Below are 13,498 nucleotides of genomic sequence, written 5' to 3' on the forward strand. Positions count from 1 at the left end.
CATGCACTACCCTTCGCCCGACAGGTCCCTGCGCGCCTTGTCGAGTTCCTCGGCATAGCGCCGCATCAGATGGCCTTCGGTCAACAGTCCCAGCACGATGCGGTCAGCGAAATCCTCGACCACGGCGAGCTCTTCAGCGCCGGCGCGCTGGAAGGTCTCGGCGGCGGACTGCACGTTCATGCTCGGCACCAGCACGGCGTCCTTGTACTTGGCAAGCTCGCGCACCGCCACCTCGCCATCGGAAGGATCGCTGTGCAGCTCGGCCACGATCAGCACGCCGACATAGTGATCGCCCGCGTCGACGGCAATGATGCGCTGGGCCGAACCGAGCGGCACTTGACTGCGGAAGGCCGCCAGCGTCGTCGAGGCATGGATGGTTTTGATGTCCTTGCGCATCATCGAGCCGACGGTGAGGCTGCGCATCCAGCCGACGTCGTGGGCGCTGCGGATGGTCTCGCCGCGCAGATGGAAGCGCCATGTCGAGAAGGAGTAGCCAAACGTCTCGCGCACCAGGATCGCCGACATGATCGAAGCCGCCAGCACGACACCGGTCAACGTCAGGTCGCGGGTCGATTCCAGCGCCAGGAAGGTCATCGTCAACGGACCGCCGACGACGCCGACGGCGAGCGATGTCATGCCGACGACGGCGGCAACAGCGGGATCGATGCCGGTGGCCGGCGAGACCAGCGCCATCACACCGGCAAACGCCTTGCCAAGCAGCGCACCGAGGAACAGCGAGGCGAAGAACAGCCCGCCGCGAAAGCCCGAGCCCAAGGAGATGGCGGACGCCGCCAGTTTCAACACGAAGACGCTGGCCACCACGGCCAGACCGTAGTTCATCGCGAATTCGCGATGCAGCGCGCCGTGGCCGCTGGACAGGACTTGGGGCGTGATGAGGCCGAGCAGCCCGACGATGACACCGCCAATGACAGGGCGCAGCGACGCATCGATCGACAGCCTGGCAAAACCGCGTTCGATGAGCGTCACCAGATGCATGATGGCGATCGAGGCCGCACCGCCGAGCAGGCCGAGCAGCAGGAACGGCACGTACTGGCTGGCGGTCAGCGCCGGCAGGCCCGAAAGCTCGAGCGGAAACGGCACGCCGCCAAACACTTCCGCCGTCAGCGAGGCTGAGATCGCGGCGGTCATGACAGGCGCGACATTGGCGACCGAATAGATGCCGATGACCAGTTCAAAACCATAGAAGGCGCCCGTCAGTGGCGCATCGAAGGCGGCGGCGATGGCGCCGGCGGCACCACAGCCGACCAGGATGCGGACATCGTTGCGGCGCAGCCGGAAGATGCCAGCCAGCCGCGACGCAAGGCCGGACCCGACCTGCGTGTAGCCGGCTTCCAGCCCGACCGAGGCGCCGAAACCGCTGGAGATCATCGTCTGGCCGGCGATGATGAAGGTGTCGGTGAGCGACATGCGCCCGCCATAGAGCGCGTTGGCTTCGATCGGGTCGATCGGCGTGCGGAATTTGCGCAGTCTGAGCCAGATCACCGTCAGCCCAAGCAGGATGCCGCCGATCGCCGGTATCAGCGCCTGCATCGGGTTGGCGAGCGAGAACATGCCGGAAAGCCGGCCACCGGGCTGAACGCCGAACAGCAGCCCGTGCAGGTCCTGCACGATTTGGCTCATCGCCGTGACAAGGATGCCTGCCATCACCCCGACGACACCGGCCAGAATAACCACGGCGATGCCGCGCGCCTCGAGCAGCGGCACCGATCTGATCAGCACCGAGCGCAGCCGGCGGGCGTAGACTTCGCTGTGGTTTCTGGAAAGCACCGGGGCGGCTCGCCGATATCGGAAGAGGCAGTGGAAAGCCCGCCTGATACGCCCGGCGACACGGCATGGCAACCACATTGGCGACAGACAAGGCGCCATTGTGGCATGGGGCGACTGGTCGCGGCCGCGGCTGGCTCTGTTGGAACGCGAACGGCTGCCGTCCGCTGACAGATCGATCAGGTCGGCTTGGGATCGCCGGCCTCATAGAGCACGAGGTTGCGCTCTCCAATGCCAAGTGCCGGCCAGCTTGCACGCCAGTCTGCAAGGTGCGGCGAGCGGAAATGTGCGTCGAGCACTGCCCTGTCGCTCCAGACCTCCGTGACCCGGATGAGCCCGGCATCGAACACGTCCTGCGCATAGGAATATTCGAGGCAACCGGGCTCGGCGCGGCTGGCTGAGGCCATACGCTCCATCGCGGGCTTCGCCTCCCGAGCTTTTCCGGCGGCAAGCGGATGGTGCCGATAATCAGAAGCATGGGATTTCCTTTTGGAGGCGGCGGTCGAGAGCCCAGTAGCCAGTCTCCCACCCTCGCGCAAGCTTGGCCGGTTAGGCTCACAAGGCTGCCGCGCTGGCAGGCTTGGCATTTTTGGGGACGACATGGCGATCAGCGAAAGCATCCAGCCCGGCGCAGTGGCCAAGAACGGCCGCGACGTCTTCTTCGCCATCGGCATCGTCATCATCCTGGCCGTGCTGTTCCTGCCGATCCCGGCCTTTCTCATCGACATCGGCCTCGCCTTCTCGATCGCCCTTTCGGTGCTGATCCTGATGGTGGCGCTGTGGATCCAGCGACCGCTCGATTTCTCGTCGTTCCCGACCGTGCTGCTCATCGCAACCATGCTGCGGCTGTCGCTCAACATCGCCACCACACGCATGATCCTGTCGCATGGCAATGAAGGCACGCACGCGGCCGGCTATGTCATCGCCGGCTTCTCCAAGCTGGTGATGGCCAGCGACTTCGTAATCGGCCTCATCGTCTTCATGATCCTCATCGTGGTGAACTTCATCGTCATTACCAAGGGCGCCACCCGTATCGCCGAAGTCGGCGCCCGCTTCACCCTCGACGCCATCCCCGGCAAGCAGATGTCGATCGACGCCGACCTCTCCGCCGGCATGATCGACGACAAGACGGCGCAGCTGCGCCGCCGCGAACTGGAGGAAGAATCCTCCTTCTTCGGCTCGATGGACGGCGCCTCGAAATTCGTCCGCGGCGACGCCATCGCCGGCCTCATCATCACCGGCATCAACATCGTCGGCGGCATCGCCATTGGCTATATCAGGCACGGCATGGGCATGGGCGAAGCCGCCGACGTGTTCATCAAGCTGTCCGTCGGCGACGGCCTCGTCACCCAGATCCCGGCGCTGATCGTTTCCTTGGCCGCCGGCCTTTTGGTGTCCAAGGGCGGCACGCGCGGTTCGACCAACCAGGCGGTGTTCGGCCAGCTCGGCGCCCATCCGCGCGCGCTCTACGTAGCGGCATCGCTGCTGGTGCTGCTCGGCCTGATGCCCGGCCTGCCGCTGTTTCCGTTCTTTGCGCTGGCCGCCGGCATGGCCGGCCTCGGCTACATCATCCCGATGCGCCACAACCGCGCCATCGCCGCCGCCGAAGCGATCAAGGACCAGGAGAAGGCGACCAAAGTCGAAGAGGAGAAGAACTCGGTCAAGGCGTCGCTCGCCACCGCCGAGATCGAGCTGCTGATCGGCAAGCAGCTGTCGACGCGGCTGCTGGTTTCGCATCAGGAACTGGTTTTCCGCATGTCCAAGATGCGCAAGAAATTCGCCACGCAATACGGCTTCGTGGTGCCGGAAGTGCGGGTTGCCGACGATTTCGCCATCCCGCCGAAGAGCTACCAGATCAAGGTGCACGGCACCGTGGTGGCCGAATACCAGATGCGCGTCGGCGAGATCATGGTGCTGCTCGGCAATCGCGATATTCCCGAAATACCGGGCGAGGAAATCCGCGAGCCGGCCTTCGGCATGCGCGCCTATTCCGTGGTCGAAACCTTCGCCGAAGACCTGAAGCGCGAGAACTACACCTTCGCAGACAACATGTCGGTGCTGCTCACCCATCTTTCCGAGGTCATCCGCAACAACCTGCCGCAGCTTCTGTCCTACAAGGACATGAAGGCGCTGCTCGAGCGGCAGGACCAGGAGTACCGCAAGCTCGCCGACGAGATCTGCACCACGCACATCTCCTATCCCGGCTTGCAGGCGGTGCTGAAGCTGCTGCTCGCCGAACGGGTCTCGATCCGCAATCTGCATCTGATCATCGAGGCGATCGCCGAGATCGCGCCGCATGTGCGCCGCACCGAGCAGATCGTCGAGCATGTCCGCATCCGCATGGCGCAGCAGATCTGCGGCGACCTCTCGGAAGGCGGCGTGCTCAAGGTGCTGCGCCTCGGCAATCGCTGGGACCTCGCCTTTCACCAGAGCCTCAAGCGCGACGCCAAGGGCGAGGTGCGCGAGTTCGACATCGATCCGCGCCAGCTGGAAGAGTTCGGCCAGGACGCGACCAAGGCGATCAAGAAACATCTGGAGGCCGGCGAGCGTTTCGTGCTGGTCACCGCGCCCGACGCCCGCCCCTATGTGCGCATGATCATCGAGCGGCTGTTCACCACGCTGCCGGTGCTCAGCCACGTCGAAATCGCCAAGGGTGTCGAGATCAGGGTGCTCGGGACCATATCGTGAGCGTTCTCTCGCAGGGCGTCGTCATCGCGGCGTTCCTCGCCTTCTGCCGCATCGGCGCGTGCTTCATGCTGATGCCCGGCCTTTCCAGCGCCCGCGTCCCGGTCCAGGTCAGGCTGTTCGTGGCGGTCGCCGCCACTGGCGGCCTGCTCGCCTTCCTGTGGGACCGCATCTTTCCCTTCGTCGATCCGCGACCGCAGATCCTGGTGCCGATGATCATCTCGGAACTCCTGGTCGGCGGGCTGATCGGCGCCATGACCAGGCTTTACATGGAAGCCTTGCGCTTCATGGGCTCGGCCATCGCCATGCTGATCGGCTATGGCGGCACCGGTGGACCGGCGATCGAGGAACCGGAACCGCAGGCAGCGCTTGCCGCCATCATCTCGTTCTCGGCCCTGTTGATGCTGTTCGTCTTTGATTTCGACCATGAGATCATACGCGCGCTGGTGACCTCCTACACGGTCGCGCCGGTCAACATCTTCTTCAACCCGCAGGCCGCACTCGTCGATGTCACCGACACGGTATCGGACACGTTCTTCCTGGTCATCCGCCTCGGCAGCCCGTTTGTCGCTTATGCCATTCTCGTCAATCTGACTATCGGCTTCGTCAACAAGCTGACCCCGCAGATCCCGATCTATTTCATCTCGCAGCCCTTCATCATCGCCGGCGGCATGATCATCTTCTACTTTGCCGTCGGCACCATGCTGTCGCTGTTCGTCGCCGGCTTTGTCGACCTGACATTGGCACGATAGCCATGAGCACGCGCAGGGACCGCCTGAAGAAACTGGTCAAGGTGCAGGAGCAGTTGAAGGCGCTGCACGAAACCCGTCACGCCACCTTCCTTGCCGCGGCCGGCGCCGCCGAGACCGAAGCCCGGGATCTGGTCGGGCATTTCGACCGTGCCGATTCCCTCTCCGGCGTGTTTCCCGATCTCTACCATCGCCGCATTGCCAGCGCGGTCGGGCGCCAGGAGGCGAGCCTCGAAAGCGCCAGGCAGGAAGCCAGCCTCATCGCCGCGGCAACCGCCCGCACCAACATGGTTGAGCGCGCCTACAAGGACGTGCGCAACCGCGACGAGCGCGAACGCTCCGACCGCGAGCGCCTCGACCTGATCGCGCAGAAGCGGAGCGCAGAGTAGTGCCGGGGTGCTGATAGTTGGTCCAGATCTGCCAGACTAATCCTCTCAATGTCCGGAATTAGGGTTGCGAAGAGCGCCCATCCGCCTGCTGCGGTCGACGTTCATGCTAACTTCAGTGACCAGCTTGCGGCGAAGAGCCATAGTGTAGTCGTTTGGCCCCTTCGGCGTTATGACAAAAGCTTGGGATCCGCCAATGACGAATTTGGCAAAATAGGATGCCAATGGTTGGTCGGGATTCTCATCTTCCGTTGGAATGGCGATCGCGTTGATCGTGTATCCCTTGGCAATGGCGTTCAGCCTGCTCGGCTGAACAGGAAGTCCGTCGTTGTTCTCACCATTGGAAGAGATGTCGATCACTTTCTTGGCCGCCTTTCCAGGAAACTGGTCGAGCAGAAGACTTCCGACGTCGATGGCCGAGGAAACGGATGTTCCGCTTCGTCCTCTGCGAATATTGCCGGTATCGCCTCTCTTGTTGATCACCGACGCAGCCGCCTTGGCATCTTCCAGCCCGCAGATGCTTGTCCATGGCAGCACCATGCCTGTGTGCCCGGGGCTCGACCATTCAAAGTAGGCCACGCCGATGCAGCCAACATAATTTCGGGTGATGGCCGCGATGATCTCGGGCGAAGTGAGCGCTGCGGCATGTCCCTCCCGCTGCAGGTCAGCAATCTCCGGATCAATCGAAGACGAGTAATCGACTGCGAATACGACAGCAACATCAACATTGGCGGCATGTGCCTGCAGCCCCCAAAACACCGAAGCGACAAGCGTTCCCCCCACTCTCAAATAACAGCTGGCCCGCTTTGCCAGCGCTCTGACCGTCTGCATCAGAATGCCGCTGCGTATCGCCCGCGCCAGAAAGCTTGCCAGCGCCACCATTACAGTGCCCTCGCGACAGGTCCGGCCGCCGACCGAGACCATGGGCCCTGTGCTGAGTGGCGGTCCGCTTGGGAGCACGTTCGCATCACCGGCAAGGCTCATCACATTCCTCCACTGGACCTGAATTGGCGGCGGGACGATTGCCCGCCCAGGCTGCCGGCGCCGCGGCAAAGGCAGGGGCCGCGTCTAAGGGCGGTATCGGGCCGGTCAGCAGGGGCGCGCGCGCCCGCGGCGTTCGGTTCGACATTGCGACGGACAGGATCGCACCGAGAATGATCGCGGCACCCAGTGCGCCTGCGGGTGAGTTCCGCTCACCGAGCAAGATCGCCGCGCCTAGAGCCCCGAAGACGCTTTCGGCACTGACGATCACGGCGGCATGGCTAGCGGAGGTAAAGCGCTGTGCGGCAATCTGTATGCCGAAAGCGATCGCGGTGGAGAACACGCCGAGGACCGCCAGTTCCGGGCCGGCTGCAAATGCCGCGGCCAGTGAAAGGTTGCCTTGCATTGCCCCGAGCGGCAGGGCGAAGGCGGCGGCGCCGAGGAACTGTGTCGCCGCCGTGGTGAACGGCCGCGCATGGGTCTGCATGTGCCGGCCGAGTTCGACCATCCAGAGCGCATAGCAGGCAGCCGACAGGATGGCGGTGAGATCGCCGCTGCTGAGACTGGCGAACCCGCCGGACAAAAGCAGGGCACCGACCATGGTCAGCCCGGCGGCGGCTGCAAGACTCGCTGTCGGACGTTCGCCGATGAGCAGCCAGGCGGCCAGTGGTGTCATCACGGTTGCGGTGCTCACCAGGAAGCTTGCATTTGTGACAGTGGCGCCGAGATAGCAAAGCTGCTGAAGCGTGATGGAGATGACAAACAGCGCGCCCACCCTGGCCAGGCTGGAGAAATGGCCCGGCCCGGCAGGCAGTCGCCTTTCGGTCAAGACAAAGGGCAGCACAAGCAGCCCACCGATGAGGCAACGCAGGCCGACGGCGCTCAGCGCGTCGAGATGAACAAGCACTGTCTTTTGCGCGACATTGCCCAAGCCCCATAGGGCAGCGGCAAGCAGCAGCAGCAAATTGGCCCTAAGCTTGGACATACACCGCACCCCTCGGACTAAAGCCCGTCGCGGGTTGCGATGGCTCCAATCACTTCAGGGCGCCCGGTTCGGTCCGCTACGACCCGTGTTTCGTTCAGGTGCCCCTACTTAAGCGATGCCTTAATTGATCTACCGTCACAGGAGCGCTTGAACGCATGGTTCTACCGGTTGCGAAGCGTTAGTTTTGAGTTAGGATTTCGTCAGGCTGGGAAGCTGTTAAGAAAATGCAAAGTGAGGACAGCGTCGCCGCAAGCAAAATCTCACTCTTCGGCGGCTTCCGGATTGAAAAGGAAACTGTTGGTCCGCTCTGGTTGACCGGGAAGCGGGGCCCCGCGATCATTGCCTATCTGGCCCGCTGCCCGGGCATGGCGGCGACAAGGGAAAGGCTGGCTGATCTGCTATGGAGCGATAGCGACAGCGAACACTCGCGCAACAGCCTGCGGCAAACCCTCAGCGTTCTACGCCGTGATCTATCACGGGCGGGTGTGGATATCCTCCATTCCCGGAGGGAGTTGATCGGCCTCAGGCCGGATGCGGTTCGAGTTGACGTCGAGGAGTTTGAATCCGGGCTCTCCGCGCGTTCCGCGCCGGAACTCGAGACGGCTCTGGCGCACTACACCGGACCGTTTCTTGATGGGGTTTATCTGGGGAGCAACGCTTTCGACGACTGGGCGGCGGCTGAACGCGACAGGCTGCTGGGCCGCGCGCTTGAGTCCTTCGAAAAACTCGCCCGCCTCGTGGACACAGAGGCCGGACTCGCCCTGGCGGATCGAATTCTGGCCATGGACCCGACCCGGGAGGAGTCCTATCGGCTCAAGATGGAATTGCTTGCCGCATGTGGCCAGCGCGACAGGGCGATAAGGACATACGAGGCTTGCAGGAGCATGCTGAAGAAGGAGTTCGGCGTTGAAACCAGCCCTGAGACGCGAGCGCTTTGGCAATCCCTGCTGTCTGCCGCCGACACGACGTCAAATCTGCAACCGGCAAATGCTGCTCCGGCCGGCCAGCGCTCCAGGCGCCCTTCCATCAGCGTTGCCGACTTCGTCAACCTGACCGGAAAGCGAGGCGACGACTTTTTCGCCAGGGGGCTCGTCCAGGACATAACCACGGCCCTCTCCGAGGTGGCCGACTATGTCGTGCTCTCCGCGCTTCCGTCCAAGGACAAGAGCGGCGATGAATCCAAAACGCCGGGAATGCTCCGGCCGCGATACATGCTCAGCGGCAGCATCCAGCGATCCGGCAACGGGCTGAGGGTGAACGTCCAGCTTGTCGATGCTGGCAGCGGCCATAATGTCTGGGCCCAGAAGTTCGACGGCCACTCGGAGAACGCGCTCGAATTCCAGGACCGGATCGCACGGTCGGTTGTGCTGGCTGTGACCCTCGAACTTCAACTGACCAACTGGAAGGTTCGCGACAAGAGCCCGCCGGGCGCCCCTGAAGTGCGCAGGTTGGTGAACGAAGCTCTCATGAAGTATTTTGAGATGACCCGGGACTCACTGTTGGTCGGGATAGAGCTTGCCGAGAAGGCGGTTTCGGTGGGCCCCGACAACGCCCGTGCACAGCGGACGCTTTCGATTGCAATTTCCATGGGCGTGGCGTTTGGCGCGCTGCCTCGCGAGCCAGGGCAGATCGAGCGTGCGGTTGAGCTTGCGGAAGCAGCGGTGCGGGCAGTGCCCGACGACGAAATTGCCCGCTGCATCCTGTCATTCGCTCTCGAAAGTTCCGGCCGAATCGACGAGGCGATCGCCGAATGCCAACATGCGATCAGCCTCAACCCAAGCTATCCGAGTGGCCACGGCGATATTTCGATGCTCTTTGCGTTGCGCGGACAGGTTAGTGAAGCAGTGCGTGAGGCCAACGAGGCAATCCGGCTCGGCACGTATGACGTCATCGATTTCTGGCGTCACCATGGCCTGGCTGTGGCACTGTTCGCCGGCGGAGACAACCGGCGGGCGCTCGAAGCCGCTCGCAAAGTGGTCAGGACAAAGCCGGGCTTCGTTCGTGGCGCCCTTTATTGGGCCGCCGCCGCTTCGGCAACCGGAAACAACGAAGAAGCGACACGGGCCATCCATCATTGCCTGTCACAGCTTCCTCATCTCAACCTCGGTAATGTCTGCCCCGGCTTTGTGCCACGCTATGTGAAGGATCATCATCACGCGAGGTTCCTTGAAATGCTGTCGAGGGCTGGCCTTCCTGCTTCCTAGTGGAACCTGGCTACGCGACCGGGATCGTGGCGGCCATCTCGCAGCCGGATTCAGTCCGCGTGCTTGGAACAAATGACCGGCCAGACTGTTCACCTCTGATACGACGCTGACGTGCCCGCTGGGTAAGCGGCGATCTTAAGGAGTTCTCATCATGAACATTTGGTCCACGTTTCGTTCAGCCGCCTTTGCAGTCATCGCCACTGCGGGCGTAAGCCTTGCCAGCGCCGCGCATGCCGACAGCGGCACGATCCGCTTCTCCGTCTACAAGGCTGCCTTCTTTGTGGGTGGCTCTGGAGGCGAAGGCACGCTGACATTCCATGGCCGCCGCTATCCCGTCTCTGTCGGCGGCATCTCGGGCGGCCTCGCCTTCGGGGTTTCCAAGACCTACTTCCAAGGTACCGTTCGCCACATTCGCCGCGTCCGGGATGTAACGGGGGTCTATGGGGCGGCGGGCGGTGGCGGTGCGCTTGGCAAAGGGGCCCAGGTGATCGTCATGACCAACGACAAGGGCGCCCAACTCGAGCTCACCGGCAAGCAGGTAGGCATGCAGGTCAACGCCGATCTCAGCGGTATGGCCATTACCGTGAAGTAGGACGTCGCTCCGTTCGGCGTCCCTGCGGTCGGTCCACTACGCTGCATACAACGGCCGGCTTTCTGGCCATGCCATTTAGGAAGCCGACGTTCCGCTTTCGGCCAAAAACGCGACGTCCGAATGGTGGCTTGGCGATGTCCGCAGTTGGTGGCGGGACCAAGAAACATGCCTGCGTTCCACCCCTGCCCGCCGCGCAAGCCTGCCACAAGCTTGTTGAGGCATGGTCTGGCTAAGGAAAACCGATAAAAGGCGGACTTTCTTGGCGATTTCTCCACCCAGCGACATCGTTATGGATGTGGCCCGAGCCGTCGACCCGACGGACATCGAGGCCGCCCGTGCCGCGCTGACCAAGCGCGCGGGCGGTGCTGCCGGGACGTTTTCGGTCGACACCGCCGCTTCGGTCGACGCCGGCTCGATCCTGTCGCGGGCAACCGCCGACAAGGCCGCGACGACCGACCCGGCCAAGAAGTTCAAGAAGTTCGAGGCAATGGTGCTGCAGACCTTCATCCAGAACATGCTGCCCAAGGACACCGAAGGCGTCTACGGGAAGGGCCTAGCCGGCGACATGTGGAAATCGCAGCTTGCCGAGCGGGTGGCCGACGTGATGGCCGAACGCGGCGGCATCGGCATCGCCAAGTCGATGCTCGCCGACCACTATCTCGAAGGCAAGCGCGTCGTGTCGGTCGGTCCGGTTTCGGGCGGGCCTGAAAAGACCGAGATCGATCAACAGAACAGCCTGTCGACCTCGCTGGTCCACGAATTGCAACGCAAGGCGGCCCGGTCGATCACCGGTGACGACACCGCCATCAAGACAGACATCAAGATCTAGGAATGCCCCCGAAACCGGCAGCCGGTTTTGGGAAGATCATGCCAAAACACTGAGACAGTGCGTATCCGAGTTCAATCTAACCAGACCGGGATTCTCATGGCCGACTTTTCGGAATTCACCGCCAACCTGCCAGCACGCACGACCGCGTCGGAAGCGCCGATCCCGTTCGCGCGCCCGGGCAACCTTGCCGCCATCATCGGCCGCATCGAGGAAGTGGTCGAGGAAGAGACGGCCGGCATCCGCAACGCGACCAACTATGATCTCAAGGCGTCGAACGCCCGCAAGAGCCGCTATCTCTACGAACTGACGCGCGCCATGCGGGGCGGCAGCGAAGCCGAATTCCTCGAACAGCACCGCGAGGGCCTGACCCGGCTGCGCCAGAAGCTGGCCAAGAACGAGGCGGCGATCCTGGCTCACCTCAGCGCGGTCAACGAGGTTGCCAGCCTGCTGCGGCACGCCATCCAGCGCGCGGAAACCGACGGCACCTATTCCGCCGGCGAGTTCGGCTGGATGAAGGCATGATGTCGAACACTATGCCCAGCCAAAAAGATAGTACCGCTTTCCCATCGCCAGGAAATGACAAGGCCTGATGCTCAAGGTCATCGCCATCGCCGTCTGGATCTGCGCCGCCACGCTCGGCGCCGTGTTCTATTCGTTCCAGGCAGCCGGCGAGCGCGGTGTCGGCGAGACACCGAAGCCGATGCTGGGTGGCCTGGACTACGTCAAGACCGACATCATTTCGGTACCGCTGATACGCGATTCCCAGATCGGCGGCTATTTCCTGACCAAGCTTGTCTACACGGTCGAGCCCGAGCAGATAAAGAAGCTGTCCATTCCAGCGGAAGCGCTCATCACCGACCAAGTCTATACCTACCTCTATTCCAATCCGCAGATCGACTTCACCAATAAGGCGACGATCGACCTCGATGCCTTCCGCGCCGCGATCCGCGATACCGTCAACACCCGTGTCGGCGCCACTTTGGTGCATGAGGTTCTGATCGATCAGGTCAATTTCCTGAGCAAGGACGAAATCCGCGACAACTGGCTGCGCCGAAAGAAAAGCGAGACGGCGGCGGAAATGACCAAGGCATTCAAGGAACATTGAGCAGCCCGGCTCGCCGTTGCGCCTAAGCCCCCGGGTCACGCCGAGACGTCATCCGCTGCGGCGATAGGAACCAGCCACCGGAATCCGCGTTGACGTAAACGTCAACCCAAAGCTATATGCGACTGTGATCGCGAAAGCGCGCGGCATGGAGCTTCGAGCGCCGCTGCGTGACTGATGCAACAGACAAGGAGAACAGCGTGAGCGTTCAGGAGATTGCAGAGAAGATCAAGTCGCGCGTGGCGAGCAGCGGATTCGATCGTTCGGTGAAATTCGACACCGGCGCCGACGGCGTCATCGTCATCGACGGCACAACCATTTCAACCACTGACGGACCCGCCGATTGCACCATCAAGCTCTCGCTCGACGATCTGGATTCGCTGATATCGGGCGACCTGAACCCGACCATGGCGTTCATGACCGGCAAGATAAAGGTCGAAGGCGACATGACCGTCGCCATGGCGCTCAGCCAGCTGATCGGCTGACCGCTTGTGAGACGCACAAAACGCCGCCCGATGGGCGGCGTTTTTGTTTTGAGCCGAAGCCGGGTGGCCGCTTCGGGCAGCCCTTGCAGCTTAGGCCGCCGACGTCAGCTGCTGCGCCTTCAGCGTACGTCCCGCCGCCTTCAGCGTGCCGTGTACGCCGTCAAGCGCGCCGTCGACCAGTTCCAGCGCCAAAAGGCGATGCCGCTCATAAGGGCCGGGCATGGCGAGCGAACCGGTCCTGGCGGCCGAAAACCCGAAGCGTCCGTAATAGGGCGCGTCGCCGACCAGCAGGATCGCCGCATGGCCAAGCCGCGCCGCCTCGGCGATGGCATGACGCATCAGCGCCGAGCCGATGCCGGCACTCTTGAGCGACGGTTCGACGGCGAGCGGACCAAGCAACAGCGCTGCCGGACCGCCCTCGCCCAGCCTGACATCCCACAGCCGCACGGTGCCGGCGAAGGCGCCCGATGCATCGTGGGCGACGAAGGCCAGGCCTTCCGAGGGCCGGCGGCCGCGCCGCAGCTTCTCCGAAGACTTCTTCCTGCGCATCGGACCCATGGCGTCGTCGAGCAGCGCTTCGCGGGCTACAACGTCGGCTGAGGTTTCGGCGACGATGGCAATGGCGCGGGCACTCTCCCCCACAAGGGGGGAGATCGGCCAGGCGCCCTCATCGATGAAATTTGCAATATCCATTTCCGCAATCCCTAGCGAGCGG

13 protein-coding genes and 1 pseudogene are annotated in these 13,498 nt (G+C 63.0%); 9 read left to right on the forward strand and 5 right to left on the reverse strand.

Annotated elements, in window-relative coordinates; translation table 11 throughout:
* Positions 1-6: 6 nt before the first annotated feature.
* Together CGZ66_RS12875 and CGZ66_RS12880 are read right to left on the reverse strand one after the other, a co-directional pair.
* Complete coding sequence (locus tag CGZ66_RS12875; protein ID WP_095084531.1) at positions 7-1,788, reverse strand: chloride channel protein; 1,782 nt, start codon at positions 1,786-1,788, stop codon at positions 7-9.
* A gap of 176 nt (positions 1,789-1,964) precedes the next feature.
* Positions 1,965-2,263: pseudogene (locus CGZ66_RS12880) on the reverse strand (putative quinol monooxygenase).
* 122 nt (positions 2,264-2,385) lie between these two features.
* On the opposite strand from CGZ66_RS12880, the gene flhA reads away from it, so the two are divergent.
* Genes flhA through CGZ66_RS12895 form a run of 3 tightly spaced genes read left to right on the forward strand, consistent with a single transcriptional unit; the run spans position 2,386 to position 5,608 of the window.
* Positions 2,386-4,473, forward strand: a complete 2,088-nt coding sequence (gene flhA, locus CGZ66_RS12885; protein WP_095084532.1) for a flagellar biosynthesis protein FlhA — start codon at positions 2,386-2,388, stop codon at positions 4,471-4,473.
* Positions 4,470-5,222 carry a flagellar biosynthetic protein FliR gene (gene fliR, locus CGZ66_RS12890; protein WP_095084533.1) on the forward strand — a complete coding sequence of 251 codons (753 nt, stop codon included), beginning with the start codon at positions 4,470-4,472 and terminating at the stop codon, positions 5,220-5,222. The genes flhA and fliR overlap by 4 nt, the downstream gene beginning before the upstream one ends.
* A gap of 2 nt (positions 5,223-5,224) precedes the next feature.
* A complete protein-coding gene (locus tag CGZ66_RS12895; RefSeq protein ID WP_095084534.1) occupies positions 5,225-5,608 on the forward strand; it encodes a hypothetical protein in 384 nt (127 codons plus the stop codon).
* 45 nt (positions 5,609-5,653) lie between these two features.
* Here CGZ66_RS12895 and CGZ66_RS12900 read toward each other — a convergent pair whose 3' ends face one another.
* Positions 5,654-6,589, reverse strand: a complete 936-nt coding sequence (locus CGZ66_RS12900; protein WP_425352286.1) for a DUF1194 domain-containing protein — start codon at positions 6,587-6,589, stop codon at positions 5,654-5,656.
* Positions 6,573-7,571 carry a DMT family transporter gene (locus CGZ66_RS12905; protein WP_095084535.1) on the reverse strand — a complete coding sequence of 333 codons (999 nt, stop codon included), beginning with the start codon at positions 7,569-7,571 and terminating at the stop codon, positions 6,573-6,575. Before CGZ66_RS12905 ends, CGZ66_RS12900 begins: the two co-directional genes overlap by 17 nt.
* Before the next feature lie 224 nt (positions 7,572-7,795).
* Between CGZ66_RS12905 and CGZ66_RS12910 the strand changes: the two genes are divergently transcribed.
* The 6 genes from CGZ66_RS12910 (at position 7,796) to CGZ66_RS12935 (ending at position 12,783) form a co-directional block, all read left to right on the forward strand.
* A complete protein-coding gene (locus tag CGZ66_RS12910) occupies positions 7,796-9,775 on the forward strand; it encodes a BTAD domain-containing putative transcriptional regulator (protein ID WP_095084536.1) in 1,980 nt (659 codons plus the stop codon).
* A 151-nt stretch (positions 9,776-9,926) separates the two neighbouring features.
* Positions 9,927-10,367, forward strand: a complete 441-nt coding sequence (locus CGZ66_RS12915) for a lipid-binding SYLF domain-containing protein (RefSeq protein ID WP_095084537.1) — start codon at positions 9,927-9,929, stop codon at positions 10,365-10,367.
* A gap of 220 nt (positions 10,368-10,587) precedes the next feature.
* Positions 10,588-11,196, forward strand: a complete 609-nt coding sequence (locus CGZ66_RS12920; protein WP_167392099.1) for a rod-binding protein — start codon at positions 10,588-10,590, stop codon at positions 11,194-11,196.
* A gap of 96 nt (positions 11,197-11,292) precedes the next feature.
* Entirely contained in the window at positions 11,293-11,718 is a 426-nt protein-coding gene (locus CGZ66_RS12925) for a hypothetical protein (RefSeq protein ID WP_095084539.1), read from the forward strand.
* A 67-nt stretch (positions 11,719-11,785) separates the two neighbouring features.
* Positions 11,786-12,301 (forward strand): hypothetical protein, encoded by a 516-nt coding sequence (locus CGZ66_RS12930; protein WP_095084540.1) that lies wholly within the window; start codon positions 11,786-11,788, stop codon positions 12,299-12,301.
* A gap of 197 nt (positions 12,302-12,498) precedes the next feature.
* On the forward strand, positions 12,499-12,783 hold the full coding sequence (locus CGZ66_RS12935; RefSeq protein ID WP_095084978.1) for an SCP2 sterol-binding domain-containing protein: 285 nt from the start codon (positions 12,499-12,501) through the stop codon (positions 12,781-12,783).
* Between the two features lie 90 nt (positions 12,784-12,873).
* Here the strand turns inward: CGZ66_RS12935 and CGZ66_RS12940 are convergent, their stop codons facing one another.
* Positions 12,874-13,476: a GNAT family N-acetyltransferase gene (locus tag CGZ66_RS12940; protein WP_245331089.1), complete on the reverse strand. Its 603-nt coding sequence runs from the start codon at positions 13,474-13,476 to the stop codon at positions 12,874-12,876.
* Positions 13,477-13,498 lie beyond the last annotated feature (22 nt).

This window comes from Mesorhizobium sophorae (genome assembly GCF_002270415.1).
GTDB classification, from domain to species: domain Bacteria; phylum Pseudomonadota; class Alphaproteobacteria; order Rhizobiales; family Rhizobiaceae; genus Mesorhizobium; species Mesorhizobium sophorae.

Bases quoted from the DNA above. Each gene is read 5' to 3' on its own strand.
- flhA (WP_095084532.1), top strand. From the start codon at position 2,386: ATGGCGATCAGCGAAAGCATCCAGCCCGGCGCAGTGGCCAAGAACGGC.
- CGZ66_RS12895 (WP_095084534.1), top strand. From the start codon at position 5,225: ATGAGCACGCGCAGGGACCGCCTGAAGAAACTGGTCAAGGTGCAGGAG.
- CGZ66_RS12900 (WP_425352286.1), bottom strand. From the start codon at position 6,589: ATGAGCCTTGCCGGTGATGCGAACGTGCTCCCAAGCGGACCGCCACTC.
- CGZ66_RS12905 (WP_095084535.1), bottom strand. From the start codon at position 7,571: ATGTCCAAGCTTAGGGCCAATTTGCTGCTGCTGCTTGCCGCTGCCCTA.
- CGZ66_RS12910 (WP_095084536.1), top strand. From the start codon at position 7,796: ATGCAAAGTGAGGACAGCGTCGCCGCAAGCAAAATCTCACTCTTCGGC.
- CGZ66_RS12915 (WP_095084537.1), top strand. From the start codon at position 9,927: ATGAACATTTGGTCCACGTTTCGTTCAGCCGCCTTTGCAGTCATCGCC.
- CGZ66_RS12920 (WP_167392099.1), top strand. From the start codon at position 10,588: ATGGTCTGGCTAAGGAAAACCGATAAAAGGCGGACTTTCTTGGCGATT.
- CGZ66_RS12925 (WP_095084539.1), top strand. From the start codon at position 11,293: ATGGCCGACTTTTCGGAATTCACCGCCAACCTGCCAGCACGCACGACC.
- CGZ66_RS12930 (WP_095084540.1), top strand. From the start codon at position 11,786: ATGCTCAAGGTCATCGCCATCGCCGTCTGGATCTGCGCCGCCACGCTC.
- CGZ66_RS12940 (WP_245331089.1), bottom strand. From the start codon at position 13,476: ATGGATATTGCAAATTTCATCGATGAGGGCGCCTGGCCGATCTCCCCC.